The 21,035-nt window shown below is 62.1% G+C and carries 19 protein-coding genes; 7 read left to right on the top strand and 12 right to left on the bottom strand.

Annotated features, from left to right (window positions below):
* The first annotated feature begins 39 nt into the window (after window positions 1-39).
* Window positions 40-1,101 (top strand): GPMC system family 4 glycosyltransferase, encoded by a 1,062-nt coding sequence (locus PPRO_RS14450; RefSeq protein WP_198138286.1) that lies wholly within the window; start codon window positions 40-42, stop codon window positions 1,099-1,101.
* Between the two features lie 441 nt (window positions 1,102-1,542).
* Here PPRO_RS14450 and PPRO_RS14445 read toward each other — a convergent pair whose 3' ends face one another.
* The 3 genes from PPRO_RS14445 to PPRO_RS14435 all read right to left on the bottom strand — a co-directional run bounded on the left by PPRO_RS14445 (window position 1,543) and on the right by PPRO_RS14435 (window position 3,354).
* The gene (locus PPRO_RS14445; protein WP_041532353.1) at window positions 1,543-1,767 is read right to left on the bottom strand and encodes a DUF3820 family protein; all 225 of its coding nucleotides are present in this window, start codon (window positions 1,765-1,767) and stop codon (window positions 1,543-1,545) included.
* Window positions 1,768-1,770: 3 nt separating this feature from the next.
* Entirely contained in the window at window positions 1,771-2,799 is a 1,029-nt protein-coding gene (locus tag PPRO_RS14440; protein ID WP_011736745.1) for a tRNA dihydrouridine synthase, read from the bottom strand.
* Window positions 2,800-2,886: 87 nt separating this feature from the next.
* A complete protein-coding gene (locus tag PPRO_RS14435; RefSeq protein WP_011736744.1) occupies window positions 2,887-3,354 on the bottom strand; it encodes an FKBP-type peptidyl-prolyl cis-trans isomerase in 468 nt (155 codons plus the stop codon).
* A 198-nt stretch (window positions 3,355-3,552) separates the two neighbouring features.
* On the opposite strand from PPRO_RS14435, the gene PPRO_RS14430 reads away from it, so the two are divergent.
* Window positions 3,553-4,311 carry a putative 4-mercaptohistidine N1-methyltransferase gene (locus PPRO_RS14430; RefSeq protein ID WP_011736743.1) on the top strand — a complete coding sequence of 253 codons (759 nt, stop codon included), beginning with the start codon at window positions 3,553-3,555 and terminating at the stop codon, window positions 4,309-4,311.
* A gap of 19 nt (window positions 4,312-4,330) precedes the next feature.
* A complete protein-coding gene (locus PPRO_RS14425; RefSeq protein WP_011736742.1) occupies window positions 4,331-4,534 on the top strand; it encodes a SlyX family protein in 204 nt (67 codons plus the stop codon).
* 22 nt (window positions 4,535-4,556) lie between these two features.
* Here the strand turns inward: PPRO_RS14425 and PPRO_RS19705 are convergent, their stop codons facing one another.
* From PPRO_RS19705 to PPRO_RS14400, 5 genes are all read right to left on the bottom strand, one after another.
* On the bottom strand, window positions 4,557-7,139 hold the full coding sequence (locus PPRO_RS19705) for a hybrid sensor histidine kinase/response regulator (RefSeq protein WP_011736741.1): 2,583 nt from the start codon (window positions 7,137-7,139) through the stop codon (window positions 4,557-4,559).
* A 187-nt stretch (window positions 7,140-7,326) separates the two neighbouring features.
* Window positions 7,327-8,457 (bottom strand): ABC transporter permease, encoded by a 1,131-nt coding sequence (locus PPRO_RS14415; protein ID WP_011736740.1) that lies wholly within the window; start codon window positions 8,455-8,457, stop codon window positions 7,327-7,329.
* 50 nt (window positions 8,458-8,507) lie between these two features.
* Window positions 8,508-9,644 (bottom strand): ABC transporter permease, encoded by a 1,137-nt coding sequence (locus PPRO_RS14410; protein WP_011736739.1) that lies wholly within the window; start codon window positions 9,642-9,644, stop codon window positions 8,508-8,510.
* 51 nt (window positions 9,645-9,695) lie between these two features.
* On the bottom strand, window positions 9,696-11,234 hold the full coding sequence (locus PPRO_RS14405; protein WP_011736738.1) for an ATP-binding cassette domain-containing protein: 1,539 nt from the start codon (window positions 11,232-11,234) through the stop codon (window positions 9,696-9,698).
* A complete protein-coding gene (locus PPRO_RS14400; protein WP_011736737.1) occupies window positions 11,231-12,220 on the bottom strand; it encodes an efflux RND transporter periplasmic adaptor subunit in 990 nt (329 codons plus the stop codon). Before PPRO_RS14400 ends, PPRO_RS14405 begins: the two co-directional genes overlap by 4 nt.
* 206 nt (window positions 12,221-12,426) lie before the next feature.
* Here PPRO_RS14400 and PPRO_RS14395 point away from each other — a divergent pair, with 206 nt between their 5' ends.
* The 3 genes from PPRO_RS14395 (at window position 12,427) to tpx (ending at window position 14,610) form a co-directional block, all read left to right on the top strand.
* On the top strand, window positions 12,427-13,086 hold the full coding sequence (locus PPRO_RS14395; RefSeq protein ID WP_011736736.1) for a YceH family protein: 660 nt from the start codon (window positions 12,427-12,429) through the stop codon (window positions 13,084-13,086).
* A 310-nt stretch (window positions 13,087-13,396) separates the two neighbouring features.
* Window positions 13,397-14,056, top strand: a complete 660-nt coding sequence (locus PPRO_RS14390) for an NUDIX hydrolase (protein ID WP_011736735.1) — start codon at window positions 13,397-13,399, stop codon at window positions 14,054-14,056.
* Window positions 14,057-14,100: 44 nt separating this feature from the next.
* A complete protein-coding gene (gene tpx / locus PPRO_RS14385; protein WP_011736734.1) occupies window positions 14,101-14,610 on the top strand; it encodes a thiol peroxidase in 510 nt (169 codons plus the stop codon).
* A 117-nt stretch (window positions 14,611-14,727) separates the two neighbouring features.
* On the opposite strand, the gene PPRO_RS14380 is transcribed toward tpx, so the two are convergent.
* From PPRO_RS14380 to PPRO_RS14370, 3 genes are all read right to left on the bottom strand, one after another.
* A complete protein-coding gene (locus PPRO_RS14380) occupies window positions 14,728-17,115 on the bottom strand; it encodes a heavy metal translocating P-type ATPase (protein ID WP_011736733.1) in 2,388 nt (795 codons plus the stop codon).
* 135 nt (window positions 17,116-17,250) lie between these two features.
* A complete protein-coding gene (locus tag PPRO_RS14375) occupies window positions 17,251-18,306 on the bottom strand; it encodes an AI-2E family transporter (RefSeq protein WP_232286651.1) in 1,056 nt (351 codons plus the stop codon).
* A gap of 12 nt (window positions 18,307-18,318) precedes the next feature.
* Window positions 18,319-18,774 (bottom strand): UPF0158 family protein, encoded by a 456-nt coding sequence (locus tag PPRO_RS14370; protein WP_011736731.1) that lies wholly within the window; start codon window positions 18,772-18,774, stop codon window positions 18,319-18,321.
* Between the two features lie 61 nt (window positions 18,775-18,835).
* On the opposite strand from PPRO_RS14370, the gene PPRO_RS14365 reads away from it, so the two are divergent.
* Window positions 18,836-19,567 (top strand): UDP-2,3-diacylglucosamine diphosphatase, encoded by a 732-nt coding sequence (locus PPRO_RS14365; RefSeq protein ID WP_011736730.1) that lies wholly within the window; start codon window positions 18,836-18,838, stop codon window positions 19,565-19,567.
* A gap of 20 nt (window positions 19,568-19,587) precedes the next feature.
* Here the strand turns inward: PPRO_RS14365 and PPRO_RS14360 are convergent, their stop codons facing one another.
* Window positions 19,588-20,985 carry a penicillin-binding transpeptidase domain-containing protein gene (locus PPRO_RS14360; protein WP_011736729.1) on the bottom strand — a complete coding sequence of 466 codons (1,398 nt, stop codon included), beginning with the start codon at window positions 20,983-20,985 and terminating at the stop codon, window positions 19,588-19,590.
* Window positions 20,986-21,035: the final 50 nt, after the last annotated feature.

Genomic DNA, 21,035 nt, shown 5'->3' with positions numbered 1-21,035 from the left:
TGCCGATGCCTCTGGATGGTGTTGCAGGAGGCTGGGGCGGTGGCGCGCGTTTCCGGCTGTCGGGCGGTCTGGGTGCGGGTAGCACTCATCTGCCCCTATAGCATCGGCCCTGTCCGGGGCAATATCACCACGGTTCGCCGTATAACCGCCCATCTACCGGAAGCGGGTGTCCTGGCTGACATGCTTCCCCTGGACAGACTGACACTGGCAGAACAGCAGGCGCTGCTGGACCGGCAACGCCCCCTGCTGCTGCACGCCTTTCACGCTTTCCATAGCGGTCCGGTTGCCCAGGAGCTTGCCCGTTGTCTGGGAATTCCCTACCTGATCACCATCACCGGCAGCGACCTGTTCGACCCGCTCCTGCGCGATGCTCCCGCGACCCGGCGGGCCATGGCCGGCGCAGCCTCCATTACCTGCTTCGATCCGCTGATGGCGCGACGACTGGTGGAATTTTTTCCCGATGTCGCCGGAAGGATTGCTGTTATCCCCCAGGGAGTTCAACCTCTGCCGGTTTCTGAGCCCCTTTGCCGCGCTGCGGACGAGTTTGTGGCGTTCCTGCCGGCTGCCCTGCGGCCGGTGAAGGGAGTGGTGGCCGCCCTGGACGCCCTGGCTCCCCTGGCCGAAGAGTTCCCCTCCCTGCGCCTCGTGCTTGCCGGCGGCGCCCTTGACCCGGAGTACGCCCGCATTGTGGGAGAACGGGCCGCCTGTCTGGCCTGGGTGCGTCTCCTGGGAGATATTCCCTGGCAGCGCATGGGTGCGCTGTTTACCGCGGCGGATCTGGTGCTGAACTGTTCACACTTCGAAGGGGGGATGGCCAACTCCCTGCTGGAGGCGATGAGCATGGCCAGGCCAGTGCTGGCGCGGGATGTGTCGGGAAATCGCTCCCTGATCCGTCACGGCAGGACCGGTTGGCTCTACGGAAGCGACGATGAAATGAGGACTCTGGTACGGGAACTGCTGGCTGACCCCGCAGTGGGGAACAGGATGGGGGAGTTGGGCAGGAGCTATGTTCTCAAACGTTGCTCTCCATTCCGTGAGGCGCGGCGCTATGCCCGGGTGTATGGGAGGGTGCTGGGAGGTGCCCCCCCGTTGCGGGAGTAGCAGCAGTCGAATGTTTTCAAACACCTGGATCAGCCGCTTCGCTCTGAAAATTCGGGCGCGCAAAAAGTAAGGCCCGCAACCTTCGCGGGCCTTCAGTGTCATGATAATTCCGTGCCCCTTAATATAGGGTTAGTTCCGGCTCCCGTAGGTTGCGCCGGACGGATTCTGCAATTGCCTATGGTGGTCTGGAGTAGCTTCTTCTATAGTGTGGCCCTCCTTTGTACCTTGGTTACTTCGTATCGGTAGCGCTACCTTGAGTAAACTATAACCCTGAAAATCCAAAAAAACAGGCTGTTTTTTTAAAAAAGTTCACGCTATAGTTGTCAAATTACGCTCGGGGGGGAGGGCGTCATTGCCCGGAAACATGAACTGACAGTACAGGCGGCACCGGAAACCTCCGGTGCCGCCTGTTTTTTTGGGGGGGTATTGTGGTAACGTCTCTCAGCGCAGGGAATCGAAGAGGTACTCCAGGCCGTTGACCTTGATTTCATACACCGTGCGCAGCATGTCACCCAGTTTTCCCTTGGGGAAGCCCTCTTGGGCAAACCAGACCACATACCCCTCGGGAAGGTCGATCAGCAAGCGCCCGGCATACTTTCCAAAGGGCATGCGCATTGCGGCAAGATCCAGCAGTTTCTGGTGGTCGAAGGTGGGTTGCGTTTCCAAGGGTCAGGCCAGTTCCGCCAAAAGCTCCCTGAAGGCCTCGATTCTGCGGGCCTTTTTTAGCCGATGGAAGCCTTTTTCAAAGGCAGGTTCATGGATGGTGGATACGATCTCCTTGATTTTACCCAGTATCTGGGCTTCACCGCAGAACAGGGTCTGGTAGCGGGTCAGCAACTCATCCAGATAGCGGGAGAGCATCGCCGCCCGTTCCTGTGGTTGCGGGTCGGGAGGGGCGCAGTTGCGCAGGCGCTGGAAGAGCAGGGGGTCGGATATGGCGCCCCGCCCCAGCATCAGTCCGGCTGCGCCGGTTTCCCGCAGCACATGCCGCCCCGTTGCTACGCTGCGGATATCCCCGTTGGCGATGATCGGCAGGGTGCTCCTTTGGACCGCTTCGGCCGTGATGCCGTGGTCGGCGAAACCAGCGTACTTCTGCAGTACTGTGCGGGGATGCAGAACTAGGAAATCCACTCCCGATGCTTCGAAGAGCGGCAGCAGGTCGAATATCTGACGGGGGTTGTCGTAACCGGAGCGCAGTTTGATGGAGAAAGTTCCCCTGATGGTCTTGCGCAGTGCAGGTATGATGCTTGAAAGTTCCTGGGGGGAGCGCAGCATACCGCCGCCGGTCTGGCCGCTGGTCATGCGGCCGTAGGGACAGCCCATGTTCAGGTTGATGTGCGCTGCTCCGGCATCCTGGGCCGCCTGACTGCCCGAAACGAGCGCTTCCCTGCCATGGCCGATCAGTTGCACCACAAGGGGGACATCATCTCCGGCTGAACCCGCCTCGGCCAGGTCGGCCGCCGAGAGGCGTCTCTGTGCGGCAGCGGGGTTGACGCGCATGAATTCGGTGAAGACCACATCCGGTCGGACCCAGTCGATGAACAGGGAGCGCAGGGCGCTGTTGGTCACCCCCTGCATGGGAGCGAGCATGAGCGGAGTCTGCCCCTGGCGCCAGGGGAGCGTCGGGGGGTGCGCTGGCCCGGGCAGGAGACGTGGTGGCGTCGGGTTGTCGCGGTCTGTTGTTGGGGATGGGGTCATGGGGGCGATGGTGCGGACGCAAAAAAACAACGACTCCCGGGCACGGCCCCGGAAGTCGTTGTGCAGTGAATCCGTGGGGGGAACTCTCTAGAAGATCTCTATCAGTTCGATTTCAAAGTTCAGGTCTTCGCCTGCCAGGGGGTGATTGGAGTCGAAGGTGACGCTGTCAGCGGTTACCTCCACGACGGTTACATCCACCTCTTCGTCGTTGTCGTTGGCCAGCGTATAGGCATCGCCCACTTCCGGCTGCAGGTCTTCGGGAATTTCGTCCCGCTTGGCGGTGAAGATCTTCTCCTGGTCGTATTCGCCAAAGGCATCCGCCGAGGGGATCATCACCTTTTTCTTCTCGCCTACGGCCATGCCGATCAGCGCCTGCTCAATCTCCGGGAAGAACTCACCCGCGCCGATGGTCAGTTCCATCGGGCCGATCTCGCCCTCGCAGCCGCATTCTTCTTCTTCGCAGATTTCTTCGTAGGTGGAGTCGAAAACAGTGCCGTCTTCCAGGGTGGCGCTGTAATGAAATTTTACCTTGTCGCCATTCTTAGCGTGTGCCATTGTTGTACCTTTCAGTGTGTGGTAGGCTTTGCGCCGATTATTTGTGCCCGTCAGAATACGGGAAACAGCGGCCGGCAGTCTACAAAAATCGTTACCACGCCTTGTTTCCAATAGTGCATGCCGGGTAAGTCGTTGGATTGCATACTGACCGAGTTGCCGTAAGCTGTAATGGCACGAATCCTGGGGAGGTCAAATCCCGTGAATGATGCCTGCGAACCGGCCTATGAAAGCGATGCCCTGGCGGCCCAGTACTGCGACGCCCATTACGGCGAGGAACATTTCGGCGTGCCCAATGCGCCTGCCGCCTGCGCCGAAGTCTGCCTGGAGCTGATGGAGGGGCGCGCCAAAGGGCATGCCCTGGATCTGGGATGCGCCCTGGGAAGGAGTTCGTTCGAGTTGGCTCGGGGCGGTTTTCGGCGGGTTACGGGCCTTGATTTCTCCGCCAGTTTCTGTTGTCTGGCAAACCGCCTGCGGAATGAGGGCAGTCTGCGTTATGCCCTTCCCGAGGAGGGAGAGCTCGTCTCGTTCCGTGTGATTAGTCTTGCCGAACTGGGACTGGAGCATGTCCGGGAACGGGTCTCATTCCATCGGGCCGATGCCTGCGATCTGCCGCCAGCGTTTGCCGGCTACGACCTGGTGCTGGCAGCCAACCTGATCGACCGGCTCCACTCGCCGCGGCGCTTCCTCTCATCGATCCGGGGGAGGCTGAAGCCGGGGGGAGTGCTGGTGATCAGCTCGCCCTACAGCTGGATGGAGGAGCATACCCGCAAGGCGGAGTGGCTGGGGGGATACCGGGATGGCTGTCGAGCGGTCTGGAGCCTGGACGGTCTTCAGGAAGCGCTGGCGCCCCATTTCAGGCCGCTGGGAGAACCACGTCCGCTCCCCTTCGTGATCCGTGAGTCGCGGCGCAAGTTCCAGCACAGTATCGCCGAGCTGACCGCCTGGGAGCTGTTGTAGACCATTTTCGGAGGGAATTATGGAAGAGCGCATCACCGAACTGGAGCTCCGCTTCATGCAGCAGGAGCTCAGCATTCAGGAGCTTAACGAGACCGTGTTCCGCCAGGAACAGGTCATTACCAGACTGGAGCGCCAGGTTAGGCTGATGGTTGATCAGCTCCGCTCATTCGCCCCTTCGTCAATTTTCGACCAGGATGGAGACGAGCGTCCACCGCACTACTGACCCCCCTGGGCGATCGCTCTGCTCAGCATGCATGGTCCTGGCCATTCGCGGGAACGGGGGCGACCAGGTCCTTCATGGCCCATTCCAGGTCCGACAGCTTGTACGGCTTCTGGATGAAACCGGCCAATCCCTGGGACATGAATCTGGCGGCTATGTCCTGCTCGCTGTAGCCGCTGCATATGACCACCCGTATTCCCGGTTCGATCCTGCGCAGCTCCTGGAACGTCTGCTCCCCGTCCATGCGCGGCATGGTCAGGTCCAGCAGCACGCAATCGATGTCGGTCCGGTTTCTCCGGAACAGCTCCAGGGCATCTTGTCCGTCCACGGCGGTGATGACCCGGAACCCCAGCAGCGACAGCATCGCCTTTCCCACCGCCCGGATGGTTTCCTCATCGTCCACCAGCAGCACGGTACCGCTTCCCCGCCATTTTTCACCCCTGTGTGACGAGGGCGGCGCCTGAACCGGAGTCTGTTCGCATGCCGGCAGCAATATCCTGAAGGTTGTTCCCCTCCCTTTTTCGCTCTCAACGGTTATGGCGCCCCGGTGTCCCCGGACGATGCCCAGGGTGACCGCCATGCCCAGACCACGACCGGTGAACTTGGTGGAAAAGAACGGTTCGAAGATTTTTGCGGCGGTTTCCGGGTCCATGCCGCAGCCGGTGTCGCAGATCTCCATGAAGACGTACTTCCCCTCTGCCAGCTGTTCCGTAATCCAGATCTTCGACAGGTAGGCCCGGTCGCACTCCATGACGCCGGTGGTGAAGGTTATCTGGCCGCACTGCTCGCCGATCGCCTCGGATGCATTGATGATCAGGTTCATGATGACCTGGCGCAACTGGGTCGCGTCGGCAGAGATGTCCGGCAGGCTGTCGCTGAAATTGAAGCAGAGCCTGGCTTTCTTGGATATGGATACATCCAGCATCTGGAGCATTTCGTTGACCAGGGCGTTCAGGTTGAGTCTTTCGGTGATGAAATGTCCCTTGCCCGAGTAGGCCAGCATCTGGCGGGCCAGTTCAGCCGCCTTGCTGGCTGCCTGATTGATTCTCTGGATATTATCCCGGGCCGGGGAGGAAGGGGGCAGGAGCGCCAGGGCCAGGTCGGCATTGCCCAGCACCGCTGTCAGGATGTTGTTGAAATCGTGGGCGATGCCGCCGGCCAGAACCCCCAGGCTCTCCAGTTTCTGCACATGCAGCATCTGGGCCTCGATGTGCCGATTTTCCTCTTCCAGGCGCTTCCTCTCGGAAATGTCCCGACCGATGACCATCAGGTGCGCTTTTTCATCCGCCATGAAGCGGGAGAGGTAGTAGGCCACGTGCTTTGTTTTGCCGAAGGTTGTGTGTAACTCCGTTTCGACCCGTTGCGTCAGTCCGTCGGTCAGGACGGACTCGGCCAGCGTGATAAGACCCGCATCCCGCCAGGAGGCGAGCTTGCGGAAGTTCTGCTGCAGCAGCGCGTGACCGCTCCCCTCGGCGATCTCCGACGCTGCCCGGTTTGCCAGGACGCAGTCGCCGCTCTTTCCGTCGAATATGCGGATAGCCATGGGGGATTGGGCCAGGAGCGCCTCCACGAAGTCCAGGGCCTTGTTGCGGTACTCCTCGGCCAGCTTGCGGTCGCTGATGTCGGCGATGGTGCCCACCAGGGATTGTAGCCGGCCGTCCCTATCCTCCAGGCGCTTCATGGAGAGAAAGCCCCAGAAATCTTCGTCACTGCCGCGCAGATAACGGCGTTCGGTAAAAGCATTGTCGCTTTCCCCGCTGATCATCTGCAGCAGGCGGCCGTGGCCGGTTCCCTTTTCCGAGGGGTGGAGGTGGTCGGCATAGCTCGATCCGATCAGTTCTTCCATGCCGCAGCCGAATAGCTCGGCCATTCTGCGGTTGGCAAAGGTAATCACTCCCCGCTGATCCAGCATGAGTATCCCTGCCTGGGATGCGTCGAAGATGACCCTCAGGCGCTGCTCGCTCTTGCGGAGTTTCTCCTCTGTCCGCTTCTGCTGGACGATTTTCCAGGTCGTGTCCATCAGCAGCGTCAACTGGCGCACGTCGGTGTCGTCATAGTCGCTTGCCTTGTTGGCGACCCCGATGGCGGCAACGATTGTCCCGTTGCTGAGAACCGGAATGGTGAGGAATCGGTGCAGGGGGGCGTGACCCTCGGGGACTCCCTGCATCAGACTCTGGCTGTCGTTGATGATCACCGGGTGGCGCAGTCTGACCGCCTCGGCCCACGTGCCTGCAGTGTCCAGGGGGTGGGTGGAGTGTCGCTCGCTGATGCGGCACTCATCCATGACCTCCCGTGACCAGCTGTTGCGGGTGAACTGGCGTACCTTTTCGTCGTAACGATGGATAAAGCCGATCCTGCTGCCGGTGAGCTTGATCCCCTCTTCCAGGGCAAAGTCCAGAAGATCCTGCACAGAGGTAAATCTGTGCTGGATGATGCGCAAGAGGCTCTCATGTCGCGCCTCGCTCAGCCTGAGGGCTTCCCTGGCCTGTTCCAGCTCTTCCTGGTTGGTTGGTTTACTGGTTCCGAGGTGTTGGTTGCGCACAAGGTCGTCTGTAGCGATGCCCGTATGGCAGGTATCGGCAGTGGTGGTGCCCGAAGAGCAATGCATTGTAGTTCATCTCCGATTGGTTGCAGCGGGGTACTATGGGGGGTGCAACGGGGAGTAACAGCGATTGTTGACTTTAGCGGAGTCCGGCCGTCCTGTAAACTACATTTTAATGAATGTCTGGGGGCTGGGGGAAGCCCTGGGTGGCAGATGCTTTTCTGACCATGGCGGCTGTGAGGAGGCGAAAAAGTTAGGCGATTGTTTTCCGGAAGCGCTCCACGGCTACCAGCAGCACCGCCAGCCCGATGACGGTCAGCGCCGCCATGTGCGGCCAGAGGATGGTCAATCCCACCCCCTTAAGGAAAATCCCCCTGACGATCACCATGTAGTAGCGCAGCGGGTTGGCCAGGGTCAGCCATTGAACCGCTAACGGCATGTTCTCGATGGGAAAGGCAAAGCCGGAGAGAAGCATGGCCGGGAAGATGACGAAGAAGGCGCTCATCATGGCCTGTTGCTGGGTCCGGCTGACGGTGGAGATCAGAAGCCCGATCCCCAGGGCGCTCATCAGAAAAAGGGTGGTGGCCAGGAAGAGCAGCCCCAGGCTGCCCCGCACCGGGACGTGGAACACCAGCGTGCCCACCAGGCTGATCAGGGCCACGTCGATGTAGCCGATCAGTACGAAGGGGAGCGTCTTGCCCAGGATGAATTCCCGCTTGCGGATGGGGGTGACGATGACCTGCTCCATGGTGCCGATTTCCTTTTCCCGCACGATGGCCAGGGATGAGAGCAGCATGGTGATCACGAACAGGATGTTGGTGATCACCGCAGGAACGTAGAAGGGGGGGCTCTCCAGGTTCTCGTTGAACCAGGCGCGGCTGGCCAGTTCCACACGGCCGGTGCGGAGTGTGCCTCCCTGGTGTCGTTGGATGAAGCGGAGCTGCAGGCGGCTGTTGTAGTCGTTGGAGAACCGCCCCAGATAGCCCATGACCACTCCGGCGGTGTTGGAGTCGGAGCCGTCCATGAGCGCCTGCACCGTCACGTTCTCCCCCCGTGCCAGCTGCTGGCTGAAGCCGTGCTCGATGGTCAGCACTACCCTGACCGTCCCGCGGTCCAGCAGGTTGCGGGCCTGGCTGTCGTTGTCGATGCGCCGGGTGATCCTGAAATGCCCGGAGGAGGAGATGATGTCGGTCAGTTCCCTACTCTCGCTGCTGTTGTCCCGGTCCATGATTGCCGTGGGGATGTTTTTCACGTCCATGTCCACCGCATAGCCGAAGATCACCGTCTGCAGGGCCGGCAGCACGAACAGCACGATCCTCATGCGCGGGTCGCGGAAGACCTGGATGAACTCCTTGATCAGCATGGCGCGGAGACGTTCCAACATTCTACAATCCTTTTGCCGGAGGTCGCACGGAGCCGGTGCGTCATCTCTGGCTAGTCGATGCTTTTCCTGAACTTCCCCACCGCCAGCAGCGTAACGATCAGGCCGAAGCTGGCCAGGAAGAGCACCTCCGGCCAGAGCAGCGTCAGGCCCACATCCTTGAGGTAGATTCCCCGCAGGATGAAGACGAAGTAGCGGGCAGTGACGATGTGGGTCACGACCCGGATGGGGAACGGCATGTTTTCGATGGGGAAGATGAAGCCCGAGAGCAGGAAGGCCGGCAGCACCGTGGTGACGAGGGCCAGCTGGCTTGCCAGAAGCTGGCTTTTGGTGATGATGCTGAGCAGTATGCCGAAGGAGAGGGCGCCGAAGAGGAACAGCATGGCCAGGGGGGTCAGCAGCCAGAGGCTGCCTCGTAGCGGAACCTGGAAGACGAACTGTCCCACTCCGACGCAGAGGATCAGGTCCAGAATGCCGATGCAGAAGTAGGGGGCCAGCTTGCCCATGATCAGCTCAAGGGGGGTGACCGGCGTGGCGATCAGCTGCTCCATGGTGCCGCTCTCCCACTCGCGGGCCATGCAGAGGGAGGTCAGGATGGCGCCCATGATCATCATCACCACCGCAATCAGGCCGGGGAAGATGAAGTTGCGCGAGGTCATGTCGCTGTTGAACCAGACCCGGGGAGTCAGGTCCAGGGCCGGTATCCGATCCAGGCTCGTGCCGGCTCGCAGCAGCTGCTCCATGGCGATCTGGCGCGAATAGACCAGCGCCGTCGCGTCGGCGTATCCCAGGGCTATTGTTGCGGTGTTGGGGTCGCTGCCGTCCACGATGGCCTGCACCACCGCAGTCTCTCCCCGGGAGAGGCGGCGGCTGAAATCGGGGGGGATCACCAGGGCGATCAGGGCCTGCCGCCGGTCGATGGCTTCCTCGATCATCCGGTAGTTGTCGGTGGTGATGCGCAGGTCGAAGTAGCGCGAACCGCTGAAGCGGCTGACCAGCTCGCGGCTCTCCACGCTGTTGGCCTGGTCCCACACCGCCAGCGGCACGCGCTCCACGTCCATGGTCAGGGCATAGCCGAACAGGAACAGCAGAATCATCGGCATGCCGATGCCCATCATCAGGCTGCGCGGGTCGCGCAGGACGTGGATGAATTCCTTTTTGGCAATGGCTTTCAGGCGGCGCAGGTTCATGGCTCGTGGTTCCGTTTCGTGCGTGCGCAGAGAGGGGAGCTTCTGCTCACCTCAGCTGTCCTGCTCCTCGATCAGCCCGATGAACACATCTTCCAGGCTCGGCACTTTGCCTCCGGCCGTTGCCCTCTCCCGCTTCATCTCATCAGGCGTGCCGATGGCCACCAGCCTGCCGCGGTAGATCAGGGCCAGGCGGTCGCAGTATTCGGCCTCGTCCATGTAGTGGGTGGTGACGAAGACCGTGACCCCTCCCCTTGCCAGGGAGTAGATCAGTTCCCAGAACTTTCGGCGGCTTAAGGGATCGACCCCCGAAGTGGGCTCGTCCAGAAAGACGATGGGCGGCTCGTGCAGTATGGCGCACCCCAGGGCCAGCCGCTGCCGCCAGCCGCCGGAGAGCTCGCCCGCCCGTGAGCCGCGCCGTTCGGAGAGGCCGGCCATCTCGATCACCCATTCGCTGCGTTCCCTGCGCTTGTCCGCCGCTAGGCGGTAGACGCCGGCGTAGAAGGCGATGTTCTCTTCGACGGTCAGTTCCTCGTACAGCGAGAAGCGTTGGCTCATGTAGCCGATGTTTTCCTTGATCCGCTCCGGCTCGGTGGCGATGTCGAAACCGGCCACACGTCCCCGGCCCGAGCTGGGGGAGAGGATGCCGCACAGCATGCGGATGGTGGTGGATTTGCCCGCTCCGTTGGGGCCCAGGAAGCCGAAGATCTGCCCGGCGGGAACGCTCAGGCTGATGTCGTCCACGGCGACGAATTCGCCGAACCGTTTCGTCAGGCCGTTGAGGGTGACGGAGGGGAGCCGGTTGTGCCCCTCTGCAGCAGGGGAGGGGGGCGGCTGCCGGCGCACTGAGCCTCTATGGCCTGGTTTCGATGCCGGGGGAGCATGGTCGTCGATGCTGGAGATGACCAGCTCTTCCAGGGAGGACGACCAGCCGTTGGTCAGCTTTTCCGGGGTGTCGCAGGCCAAGAGCCTCCCCTGGTGCAGCAGTCCGACCCGGTCGCAGCGCTCGGCCTCGTCCAGATAGGCGGTGGCCACCAGGATGGTGACCCCCGCTGCGCGCAGGTCACGCAGGATGCGCCAGAAATCGCGTCGGGAGAGGGGGTCGACCCCGTTGGTCGGCTCATCTAGGAAGAGCACCCTGGGCTGGTGGATCAGGGCGCAGCAGAGCCCCAGTTTCTGCTTCATGCCGCCGGAGAGCCTGCCTGCCTGCCGCCCCACAAAGGGGGCCATGGCGCTGAAGGAGAGCAGCTCTTCCGTGCGCCTCCTGCGCTCGGCGTCCGCTACTCCGAACAGGTCGGCATAGAAGCGGATGTTCTCCCCCACGGTCAGATCGGGGTAGAGCCCGAAGCGCTGGCTCATGTAGCCGATATCCCCCCGCACCGGCGCCAGATTGACGCTGGGATGCCCCAGGATGCGCGCCTCGCCGCTGCTGGGGTCCATGACGCCGGTCAGCATGCGCAGGATGGTGGTCTTGCCCGCCCCGTCCGAGCCGACCAGCCCGAACAGCTCTCCTTCGGAGATGGAGAGGGAGAGGGAGTCGACGGCGGTCAGGTCGCCGAAGCGCCTGGTCAGGTTGTGGGCGATGACGGTCACGGGGAGCTGGTCTCGATCAGCGCGTCGGCCGGCATGCCCGGTTTCAGCTCCATCTTCGGGTTGTCCAGGGTGATCTTGATGCGGTAGACCAGCTTGACCCGCTCCTTCTCGGTCTGCACGTTCTTGGGGGTGAATTCGGCCTGGGACGATATGAAGCTGACCCGCCCCGGGAAGGAGCGTCCCGGCCAGGAGTCGACGCTGACCCGCGCCTTCTGTCCCACCACCACCCGTCCCAAATCGCCCTCGGGGATGTAAGCCCGCAGCCAGACCTGATCCATCACCCCCAGGGTGAGCACCGGTGAACCGGGGGCCAGCATCTCGCCCGCTTCGGCGTGCTTGGACAGGATCAGTCCGGCCGCCGGGGCGTTGAGGATGCTGTGGGAGAGCCGCGTCTCGGCCAGGGAGAGGCCGGCCTCGGCCGCCTCGACCCGGGCGCTCCGCTCCCGCACCGCATCGGGGCGGGGACCGATGCGCAGCAGCCGCAGGCGCTCCTCTGCCTCACGCACCGCGGCCGCGGATGAGTCGCGGCCGGCACGGGCCGCCTCTAGCTCCCTGAGCGGGATGACATCGCGCCGGTAGAGCTTTTCCATGCGCAGGGCGTCGCGGGAGAGCCGCTCGGCCTCGGCCCTTGTGCGCGCCAGTACCTCTTCCCCCTGCCTGATCTCCTCGCGGCGGCTGCCGGCCTTGAGGTCCGCCAGCATGGCCCTGGCCGCTCGCTGTTCGGCCGAACGGGTGTTCAGCTCCTCACGCAGTTCGTCGTCCTCCAGTTGGGCCACCAGTTGTCCGGCTGTCACCATCTCTCCCTCGTCCACCAAGCGCCGGCTCATCCGGCCGCCGACCTTGAAGGAGAGTTCCACGGAGGTGACTTCGATGGTACCGGACACCTTGAGCCCATCCTCCCTTCCGGAGGGGCGCCGGAACACGAAAAACAGCGTTGCAGCCACGGTGATGCCGAGCAGCAGCGCAATCAGAACCTTCCTCTTCATCTGAGACTCTCCCTTCGGGGGTAACGGAGTAACCGTTGCATTCCCACTATACTACTACCGGGTACAGAGAATAGGTAATGCCCGCTCTTGCCGGGGATGTCAAGCGGGTCGGCTGGCTGGCGCGGCCAACATGCTGGTGCTTTTTTTTACGCAGGTTGCTATAGTAGTCGCTGCCTGTCCGCCGATTCCGCACAAGGAGTACTCCCATGGAAATGATTCTGAACAATACCGAGGCACGGGTGCTCGGTTGCCTGATCGAGAAGGAAATGACGACTCCGGAATACTACCCCCTTTCCCTGAACGCCCTGGCCAATGCCTGCAATCAGAAGTCCAACCGCAACCCGGTCATGGGGATGGACGAAACGGTGGTGGCTGCCGCCCTGGACGGGCTGCGCTTCAAGCAGTTGGCCGTGCTTGCCGCCGATGGCGGCCGGGTAGCCAAGTACCGCCACCTTCTGGCGGAAAAGCTGGGCCTGCTCCCGCCGGAACTGGCGGTTGTGTGCGAGTTGCTGCTGCGCGGCCCCCAGACCCTGGGGGAGTTACGCACCAGGGCGGAGCGGATGCATCCCTTCGCAGACCTGGCCGGTGTGGAGGCGGTGCTGCGCGAGCTGATGGAGCGTGGAGAGCCGCTGGTTACCCGGCTTGCCCGCCAGGCCGGGCGCAAGGAGGCGCGCTATGCCCACCTGCTGGGCGGCGATATCCAGGGGGACGCGGAGGAGCGGATGTTTGACGCGGAAGGCCCGTGTACGGAGATGACAGGTGGTGATGATCGGATTGCCCGGCTGGAAGAGCAGGTCACCTCCCTGCGGGAAGAGGTGGCCATGCTGCGGCGGGTGGTGGATGATTTCAAGGGGCAGTTTGAATAGACCCTGTCTTTCCTCACCGGGAGCCTTTCATCCTGAAAAACAAGATCAGGGGTGATGCGGAAAAACGTTTTTCATGTGGAAGGGTGGCTTGTCTGCCGGCCTGTTTGTAAAATGTAATGTGATGTGATGGCACTGTGGTGTGACCGGTCTCCGTGGCAGGCCGATGTTTCGGGAGCAGGCCGTCGTGAGTCCGATCAGTTGGCGAATCCCTGTTTTGTAGTATGCTTGGAACTGTGAATGGCAACGGTGCTCCCCGGCAACGGGTGGCTGTTGAAGATAACGACTGGTTCCGAATCGAGGTGTTGCACGAATGACTTTTTCTCTCGATGCCATTACCGCCCAGCTTGAACGCCATCGGCAGCTGGAAAGCCCGGCCGTTTTCGAGGCCAAGACCCGCGCCGCCGTGGCGATGATTCTGCGCCAGGGGAAGAGCGGTCTGGAGTTGCTCTTTATCCAGCGCGCGCTGTATGAGAACGATCCCTGGTCCGGCAACATCGCCTTTCCCGGCGGCAAGGTGCAGGCGGGCGAGGGGCCGCGCCAGGCCGCGGAGCGTGAAACTGCCGAGGAGATCGGTCTTGACCTGTCCGGCGCGCGCTACCTGGGGCAGATGCCGGTGGTGCGCGGCTCGCACCTGCCGGTGCAGGTTTCCTGTTACGTCTACTGGGTGAACGGCTCTCGCCCGCAGTTGGAGTTGAACGGCGAGGTGCAGGACACGTACTGGGCCGACCTGGATGAACTGGACGATCCTGAGCGGCGCCTGATCGCCCCGGTGCGCTTCGGCGGCGAGGAATTCGAGGTGCCTGCCATCAGGCTCCCCTGGCCCGGCTCTCCGGTGCTGTGGGGACTTACCTACCGGCTGGTCATGCATTTCCTGGAGATGCACCGCGACAACGGAAGCGGTGTTCTTATCCCCCCGGAAAATCGCCCCTTGGAACGGCAGCAGGGTTGCATTTTTTCCGAGATCGGCTAAGCTGCTCCGCGAAGCATTATTCTGAACGCAAAAGGAGGATTTCGATGAGTGAACGAACCGTAACCTTTATGGGCAATCCTTTGACATTGCTTGGCTCGGAATTGAAGGTCGGCGCCAAGGCGCCTGATTTTTTCGTTCTGGACAACGGGCTTGCTCCCGTGACACTGGCCAACTATGCCGGCAAGGTGAAGATCATCTGCACGGTGCCATCCCTGGATACTCCGGTGTGCGATACCGAGACGCGACGCTTCAACCAGGAAGCGGCCAACCTGAAGGGGGATGTGGTGGTGCTGACCATCAGCCAGGATCTCCCCTTTGCCCAGGGGCGCTGGTGCGGCGCGGCCGGCATCGACCGGGTGATCACCCTCTCCGACTACCGTGATCGCGCCTTCGGCAGCGCCTACGGCGTGATGATCAAGGAACTGATGCTGCTGGCCCGCGCCATCTTTGTCCTGGATGCCAGCGATACCATCCGCTATATCCAGCTCGTTCCGGAAATCACCCATGAGCCCGACTACGCCGCCGTACTTGAGGCGGCCAAGGCGCTTCTGTAGATACCGCACCGGTCGTGGAGGCGCGGGATGCCGCGTTTCCACGACCTCTTTCCCCCACCCGTAGTTCCAGCCAGTTTCTTGCCAGCTTGTGTGAGCTGCCCCTTCAGCCAGGACCCGTCACAGTTCCCGCTCAACCCGCCTGATCATGATCGAGTTGACCACCACCGAAACCGAGGAGAGGGCCATGGCCAGCCCGGCGTATTCCGGCTTGAGGGTGATGCCCAGGGGGGAGAGTAGGCCAGCCGCCACAGGGATGCCCAGGACGTTGTAAGCAAGAGCCCAGAACAAGTTCTGCCTGACCTTGGCCAGGGTAGCCCGACCGATCCTGATGGCGCGCACGACGTCCAGCAGGTCGTCGCGCATCAGCACGATGTCGCCGGTCTCTTTTGCCACGTCCGTGCCGCCGCCGATGGCGATACCGATGTCGGCCTGTGCCAGGGCCGGGGCATCGTTGATGCCGTCCCCCACCATGGCGGTGATTACGCCTCCCTGCTGGTACTGTTTGACCAGATCCTGCTTGCGCTCCGGCAGGACCTGGGCTTCGAACTGATCCACGCCCACCTGTTCGGCCACGATGGTCGCCACGTCACGGTGATCGCCGGTGATCATGCAGGTCCTGATCCCCATGCTGCGCAGTTCCTGCACGGCCTGTTTGGAGTGTGGCTTCAACGTGTCGGCAAAGGCGGCCAGTCCCACCAGGGTCCCCTGGGCAGCCACGAAGATCAACGACTTGCCGGCCTGGGCCAGTTCGGCGCTTCTTTCGGCCAGGGGGGTCAGGTTGACCCCCTCCTGCTCCATCAAGCGTTCGTTCCCCGCCGCAAGGTGAAAACCGGCATAGCTGCAGGTGATGCCGTAGCCGGCCTGCTCCTGGATGTCGCCCCCCTGGCCCGGCTGGATGCCGGCCTTTGCCGCTGCTCTGAGCACGGCCTGGCTCAGCGGGTGGGTCGAGCAGGCCTCGGCCGTTGCCAGGCACTCCAGCAGTCGGTCCTGGTCGACGCCGCGGATCGGGATCAGATCGGTCATGGTGGGGATTCCGGTGGTCAGGGTGCCGGTCTTGTCCAGGAGCAGTACCTCCAGACGGGAGATGATCTCCAAGGCCGAGCCGCGCTTGACCAGGATGCCGCGCCCCAGGGCAACGCCGCTGCCGACCATGATCGCGGTTGGAGTTGCCAGACCCATGGCGCAGGGACAGGCGATGACGATCACGGCGATGGCAAACGTGAAGGCGGTCAGGAAGGGGGCCTGCAGGACGAGGAACCAGGTCGAGAAGGTGATCAGGGCCAGGATGATGACGGCGGGCACGAACCAGCTGGAAACGGTGTCGGCGAAGCGCTGGATGGGCGCCTTGTCTCCCTGGGCCTCGCGCACCATGCGTACGATCTGGGAGAGCAGGGTCTCTTCGCCGATACGGGTGGCGCGTACACGCAGCACGCCGTTGGTGTTGATGGTGGCGCCGGTGACGCTGTCGCCGGCCTCCTTCAGCACCGGCAGAGACTCTCCGGTGACCATGGATTCGTTCACCGCGCTGCTCCCCTCCACCACTTCGCCATCCACCGGGATGATCTCTCCGGGGCGCACCAGCAGCATATCTCCGATCCTAACCAGGGATGCCGGCACTTCCTTCTCCCCCTCGTCGGTCAGCAGGCGGGCTCTGTCGCTCTGCAGGTGGAGCAGTCTCTTCAGCGCCTCGCCCGCCTTGCCCCGGGCGCGAGCTTCCAGGAATTTGCCCAGCCGGATGAAGGCGATCAGCATGGCCGATGTCTCGAAGAAGACCGCGTGACCGGGGCCGAGCAGGCCGGAGTAGGAGAGCAGGGAGTAGACATAGGCGGCAGAGGTTCCCAGCGCCACCAGCAGGTCCATAGTGGCGCTTCCGTTGCGCAGGGCCGCCCAGGCGCCGCGGTAGAAGACCAGGCCGGCCGAGAACTGCAGAGCCGTTGCCAGGAGGCAGTTGAGCTGCATGACGGCGCGGTTGTGGTGCATGCCCATGGTGAACATGATCGGCAGCGACAGCAGCAGGGAGAAGATCATCCAGTTGCGCTGGGAGCGCAGGTCGTCCCTGGCGGCAGTATCCTCCTGCCGCACCTCCACCGGCGTATAACCGGCGTCGCTCACCAAGGCGAATATGGCGGCCATGTCCAGGCGCCGGGGGTCGAAGCGGACGAAGGCCGTTTCCGTTGCCAGGTTGACCATGGCGCTGTCGATGGCCGGCTCCTGTTTGAGTTTCGCCTCCAGCCGGTTCACGCAGGATGCGCAGTGCAGGCCGCGCACCCCGAAGGTCAGCTCGCCAGCCGGTTTCGGGCGGGCCACGGCGTAGCCCAGCTTCTCCACGGTTCCGGAGATCATATCCGCGGAAGCGGATGACTCGTCGTGGGTGACGACCAGCTCCTGGAGGGCCAGGTTGACCGTGGCCGTGGAGACCCCCTCCAGAGCGGTGACCGCCTTTTCGATCCGGGTGGCGCAACTGGCGCAGGACATCCCGGTTATGCTCATTACGGTTGTGGTCATGGCTGTGCTCCGGAAACGCCTTGGGCAGACGCGACCCGTGGGATTTCTGCCATGGGCGTTCCCGCAGTCCGGTTCTGTCGGGCGTTCGTGGTATGCAGAGGGGAGCAAAACCTGGTCAGCCAGGCCGGCTGCGCTTCAGGTGGCGAAGTCCCCCCTGAGATAATGTCCCCAGGTAATCTTGATAGCCGCGGCTATTGGCAGCGCCAGCATGATGCCCCAGAAGCCGAGCAGCTCTCCCAGCGCCATGACCATGACGATGGTCATCAGGGGGTTTAGGTTCATGGACTCCTTGAAGATCAGCGGCTTGATGATGTACCCCTCCAGGAAATAGATCAGGGCAAAGGCGAAACCGGTTTGGCTGAGGATGGCGATGCTCTGGTACTGGTACCAGGCGAAGAACAGGGCCGGCAGGGTGGCGATGAGCACGCCGATGAAGGGGAGCACCGATGCCGCGCCGGCGAAGATGCCGCAGAAGATCGGGTGGGCTATGTCCAGGACCAGCAGCGCGACTGTTGACAGCAGCGCCACGATGATGGAGACGATTACCTGGCCGCGCAGGTAGCCACCGATGCTGCGGTTGACTTCCAGGCCGATGTCGATGATGACCGCCTTGCGCTCCTCCGGAAGCCAGGATTTCAGGGTGTCGATGACGGTCTGCTTGTAGTACAGCATGAAGAAGACCAGTATGGGCGAGAGGACGATGTTGAAGATGTTGAAGAAGATGCGGCTGCCGAAGGAGTAGACCATCACTCCCGCCTTCTGGGCCGCGGAGTCGATGTTGTTGGAAACCTTGTCGATCAGCCACTGGATTTCGTCCGAACCATAGCGGTCGGGGAGCCTGATCTTCCACTCCAGGGCGATCTGCTTGATCTTCTGGATGTACAGCGGCAGGTCTTCGACAAAGCTGTCCCACCCCATGGTCAGTTTGGGCACCATGATAGCCATGAAGAAGATGCTCAGAATGCCCAGGATGGCGTAAAGCAACACCAGGGCGCGGGTGCGCCGTAAGGTGCGCTTCTCGATGCGCATCACCAGTGGGTCCAGCAGATAGGCGATGACCCAGGAGAGCAGGAAGCAGGATATGGTATGCTGCAGCGCGTATCCGGCCGCCGCAATCAGGCAGAGCAGCAGGATGACGGCGATCAGTTTGCCGTAGTCACCGCGATGCATGCCATGGAGCGAGTGACTCACATTTCACCCGTGTCAGATGCGGGAAAGACTTACGGAGAGGGTTTCAGCGGTAAACAGGTTGTTTACCTCCAGCCATTGCCTGACCCGACTGGTGAGAAATTCGTCCTTGATCTCTTTCAGGCGTGCCAGTTCTTCGGGGAAGAAGGAGAGGATGTCGTTGAGGTTGCCGAACGGCTTTCTGCCGTTGACCGAACTGCCCAGCAGTTTCTTCAGGCCGGCATCCTCGATGGCGCCGATGAAGCCGTTCATGATCTGACGTTCAACACTGTAGTCGAAGCGGGGAATCTCCAGGAAACGCTCCCGGTTGCTCTCCATTTGCCGCCAGAACTCATCGTCTTCGAGAGTCGTGGGAACAAAGAAGATTTCTCCTGTCTGGTTGTCCAGGAAGTAGACCCGGTTGCCCTGGCCGCTGCTGAATGCGTCAATCAGTTCATCCCAGACAATTTCAACGTTGTGCACAAATGCCATAGTGTCAGACCTCTATTCCTTGTTGACTTCCGCGGGGAGTGACAGCACAATTCCCCCCACTATGCGTACGATCTTTCTCGCCGATGCCCACCTGAGGTCCCCCGACGATTTAAATTACCGGATGCTGCTCCGCTTTCTGCGCGGTCTTGAGGGAATCACGGAAACCCTGTTCATCATGGGCGACCTGTTCGATTTCTGGATCGGTTTTCCCTCCCACCCCTTCCGGCAGTACGATCCGCTGCTGGATGCGCTGCTGGCGCTGAAACGGAGCGGCTGTCGTCTGGTTTACTTCGAGGGTAATCACGATTTCCACCTGGGCAGCATCTTTTACGAGCGTCTGGCAGCCGAAGTTCATACCAGGCCTGCCATCCGCACGGTTCAGGGGAGGCGGCTCTTTCTCTGCCATGGCGACCAGATCAACCGGGCCGACCACGGTTACCGCCTGCTGCGCCTTGTGCTGCGCAACCGTCTGGCCGCCGCGACGGTCAGGCACGTTCCCCCCGCGTTGGCGCTGTGTATCAGGGAGCGCCTCCAGCATGCCAGCCGCTCCAGCTATGGGAGCAAGTCGGTGCGTTGGGATTACGGCCGGATCATCCGTGACTTTGCCCGTTCGGTGCACCGCATGGGGTGCACCGGGCTGGTCACCGGCCATTTTCATCTGGCCTTCTGCGAGGAACTGGATTGCGGTTCCTTCACGATCCTCTCCCTGGGGGAGTGGATGGAGCGCCTGACCTATGGCGAGATGGTGGCAGGCAGGCTACGTCTCAGCGAGTACCTGCCTGATCGCCCGTAGGGGCAAACCCAGCGTGGGCGCTAGGGATTCCTCTCCCTGTCGAAAAACGCCATCAGGGCCTGTTGCCCCACCTGGGAGGATTTGATCTTCCAACGGTCCTGGTTGATGACCAGGGCCACCAGGGCGATACGCGGATTCTGGGCCGGCGCGAAGGCAGCGAACCAGGAATAGTGCCCCTGGGGATCGGTGCCATCGATGGAGCCGGTCTTGGCGCAGACGTCAACATCCAGGAAAGGACGCCCCTGGCGGTCGTGGAACGCCCTGCGGGATGTTCCGCTGGTCACGGTGCTGGAGAGCATGCGGGTCAGGGATTGGGCCGTTTCGGGAGAAACGAGGCGGCGGATCTCGCGGGGGGTATGGGTAAGCCTGGCCTTTCCGGACGGGGCGGTCAGGCTCTCGGTCAGGCCGGGAGACATCATGCGGCCGTTGTTGGCAATGGCCGCCATCATGGCGGCGGCATGTAGCGGCGAGATCTTTACCTCGTGGTCCAGGCCCGCCCCCATGAGCATCAGGCCATGGTCATCCAGCGGCTCCATTGCCTGGCTCTCCTTGACCGGGATGCCCGGCAGCAGTTTCTGGTTGAACCCGAACCTGTTTACCGATTGCATGACATTGGTCTTACCGGCGATGTCGGCTGCAACCCTCCCGTAGACCGGGTTGACTGACTTGCCCATGGCACAGCTCACGTCCAGGCGGTTGTTCCTGCCGCGCGGGCTGGCCTGCCAATAACGGGGACTCTCGGAAACGAATCCGCCGCGGAATTCCACAACGGTATCAGGGGTCATGAGTCTGTTTTCCAGGGCTGCCGAGGCGGTGACGATCTTGAACAGCGAAGCCATGGGGTAGACGTCGAAAAATGCGTGACGTTCCCACTCCGGGTTGATGGATGAGTGGGCGGTCATGGCCAGAATCCTGCCGGTCGCAGGTTCGATGGCCACAAAGACGCCGTAGGGGACCTCCCTGTCCGCCATGAAGTCATGGACCCGTTTCTGCAGATCACCCTGGATAGTGTAGTGAAGCGTGTCGCCCTTGCCGGTTCGGGCCGTGAAGCGGTCGCCGTCCATGACGGCGGAGTCCAAGAGCGAGGTGGCCATCTGGAAGGGGCTGGCCTCGGGCTGTTTTGCGGCCAAGGCCTCCCGGGGGGTCTGGCTGCGCTGCTTCTGGAGCCATGCTACCATTCCCCTGGCAGCAGCGGGTACCGCGCGCAAGGTGTACAGGCAGAGCGGTGTTATCACCGCCAGGGCGGCCAGAACCAGCAGCAGCTGCTTGAAACGACGGCGCTTCTCCTCGCTGGACAGACTCAGTTGGCGCGAGAGGTGATGACGAGAGGCCGCCAATTTTCGGTTGCCCTTGTTGGCTCTGGAGGTGGCGATCAGGGGGAAACGTTTTTTTTCAGTCAGATATTTGAGGTCCTGCATGGCATTCCGGGATCTGTGAGATGTGCGAGACTATACAGGCAAATCGCGGT

This window comes from Pelobacter propionicus DSM 2379, from assembly GCF_000015045.1.
GTDB classification, from domain to species: Bacteria; Desulfobacterota; Desulfuromonadia; order Geobacterales; family Pseudopelobacteraceae; genus Pseudopelobacter; species Pseudopelobacter propionicus.
This window is presented reverse-complemented; position numbering and strand designations above follow the sequence as displayed.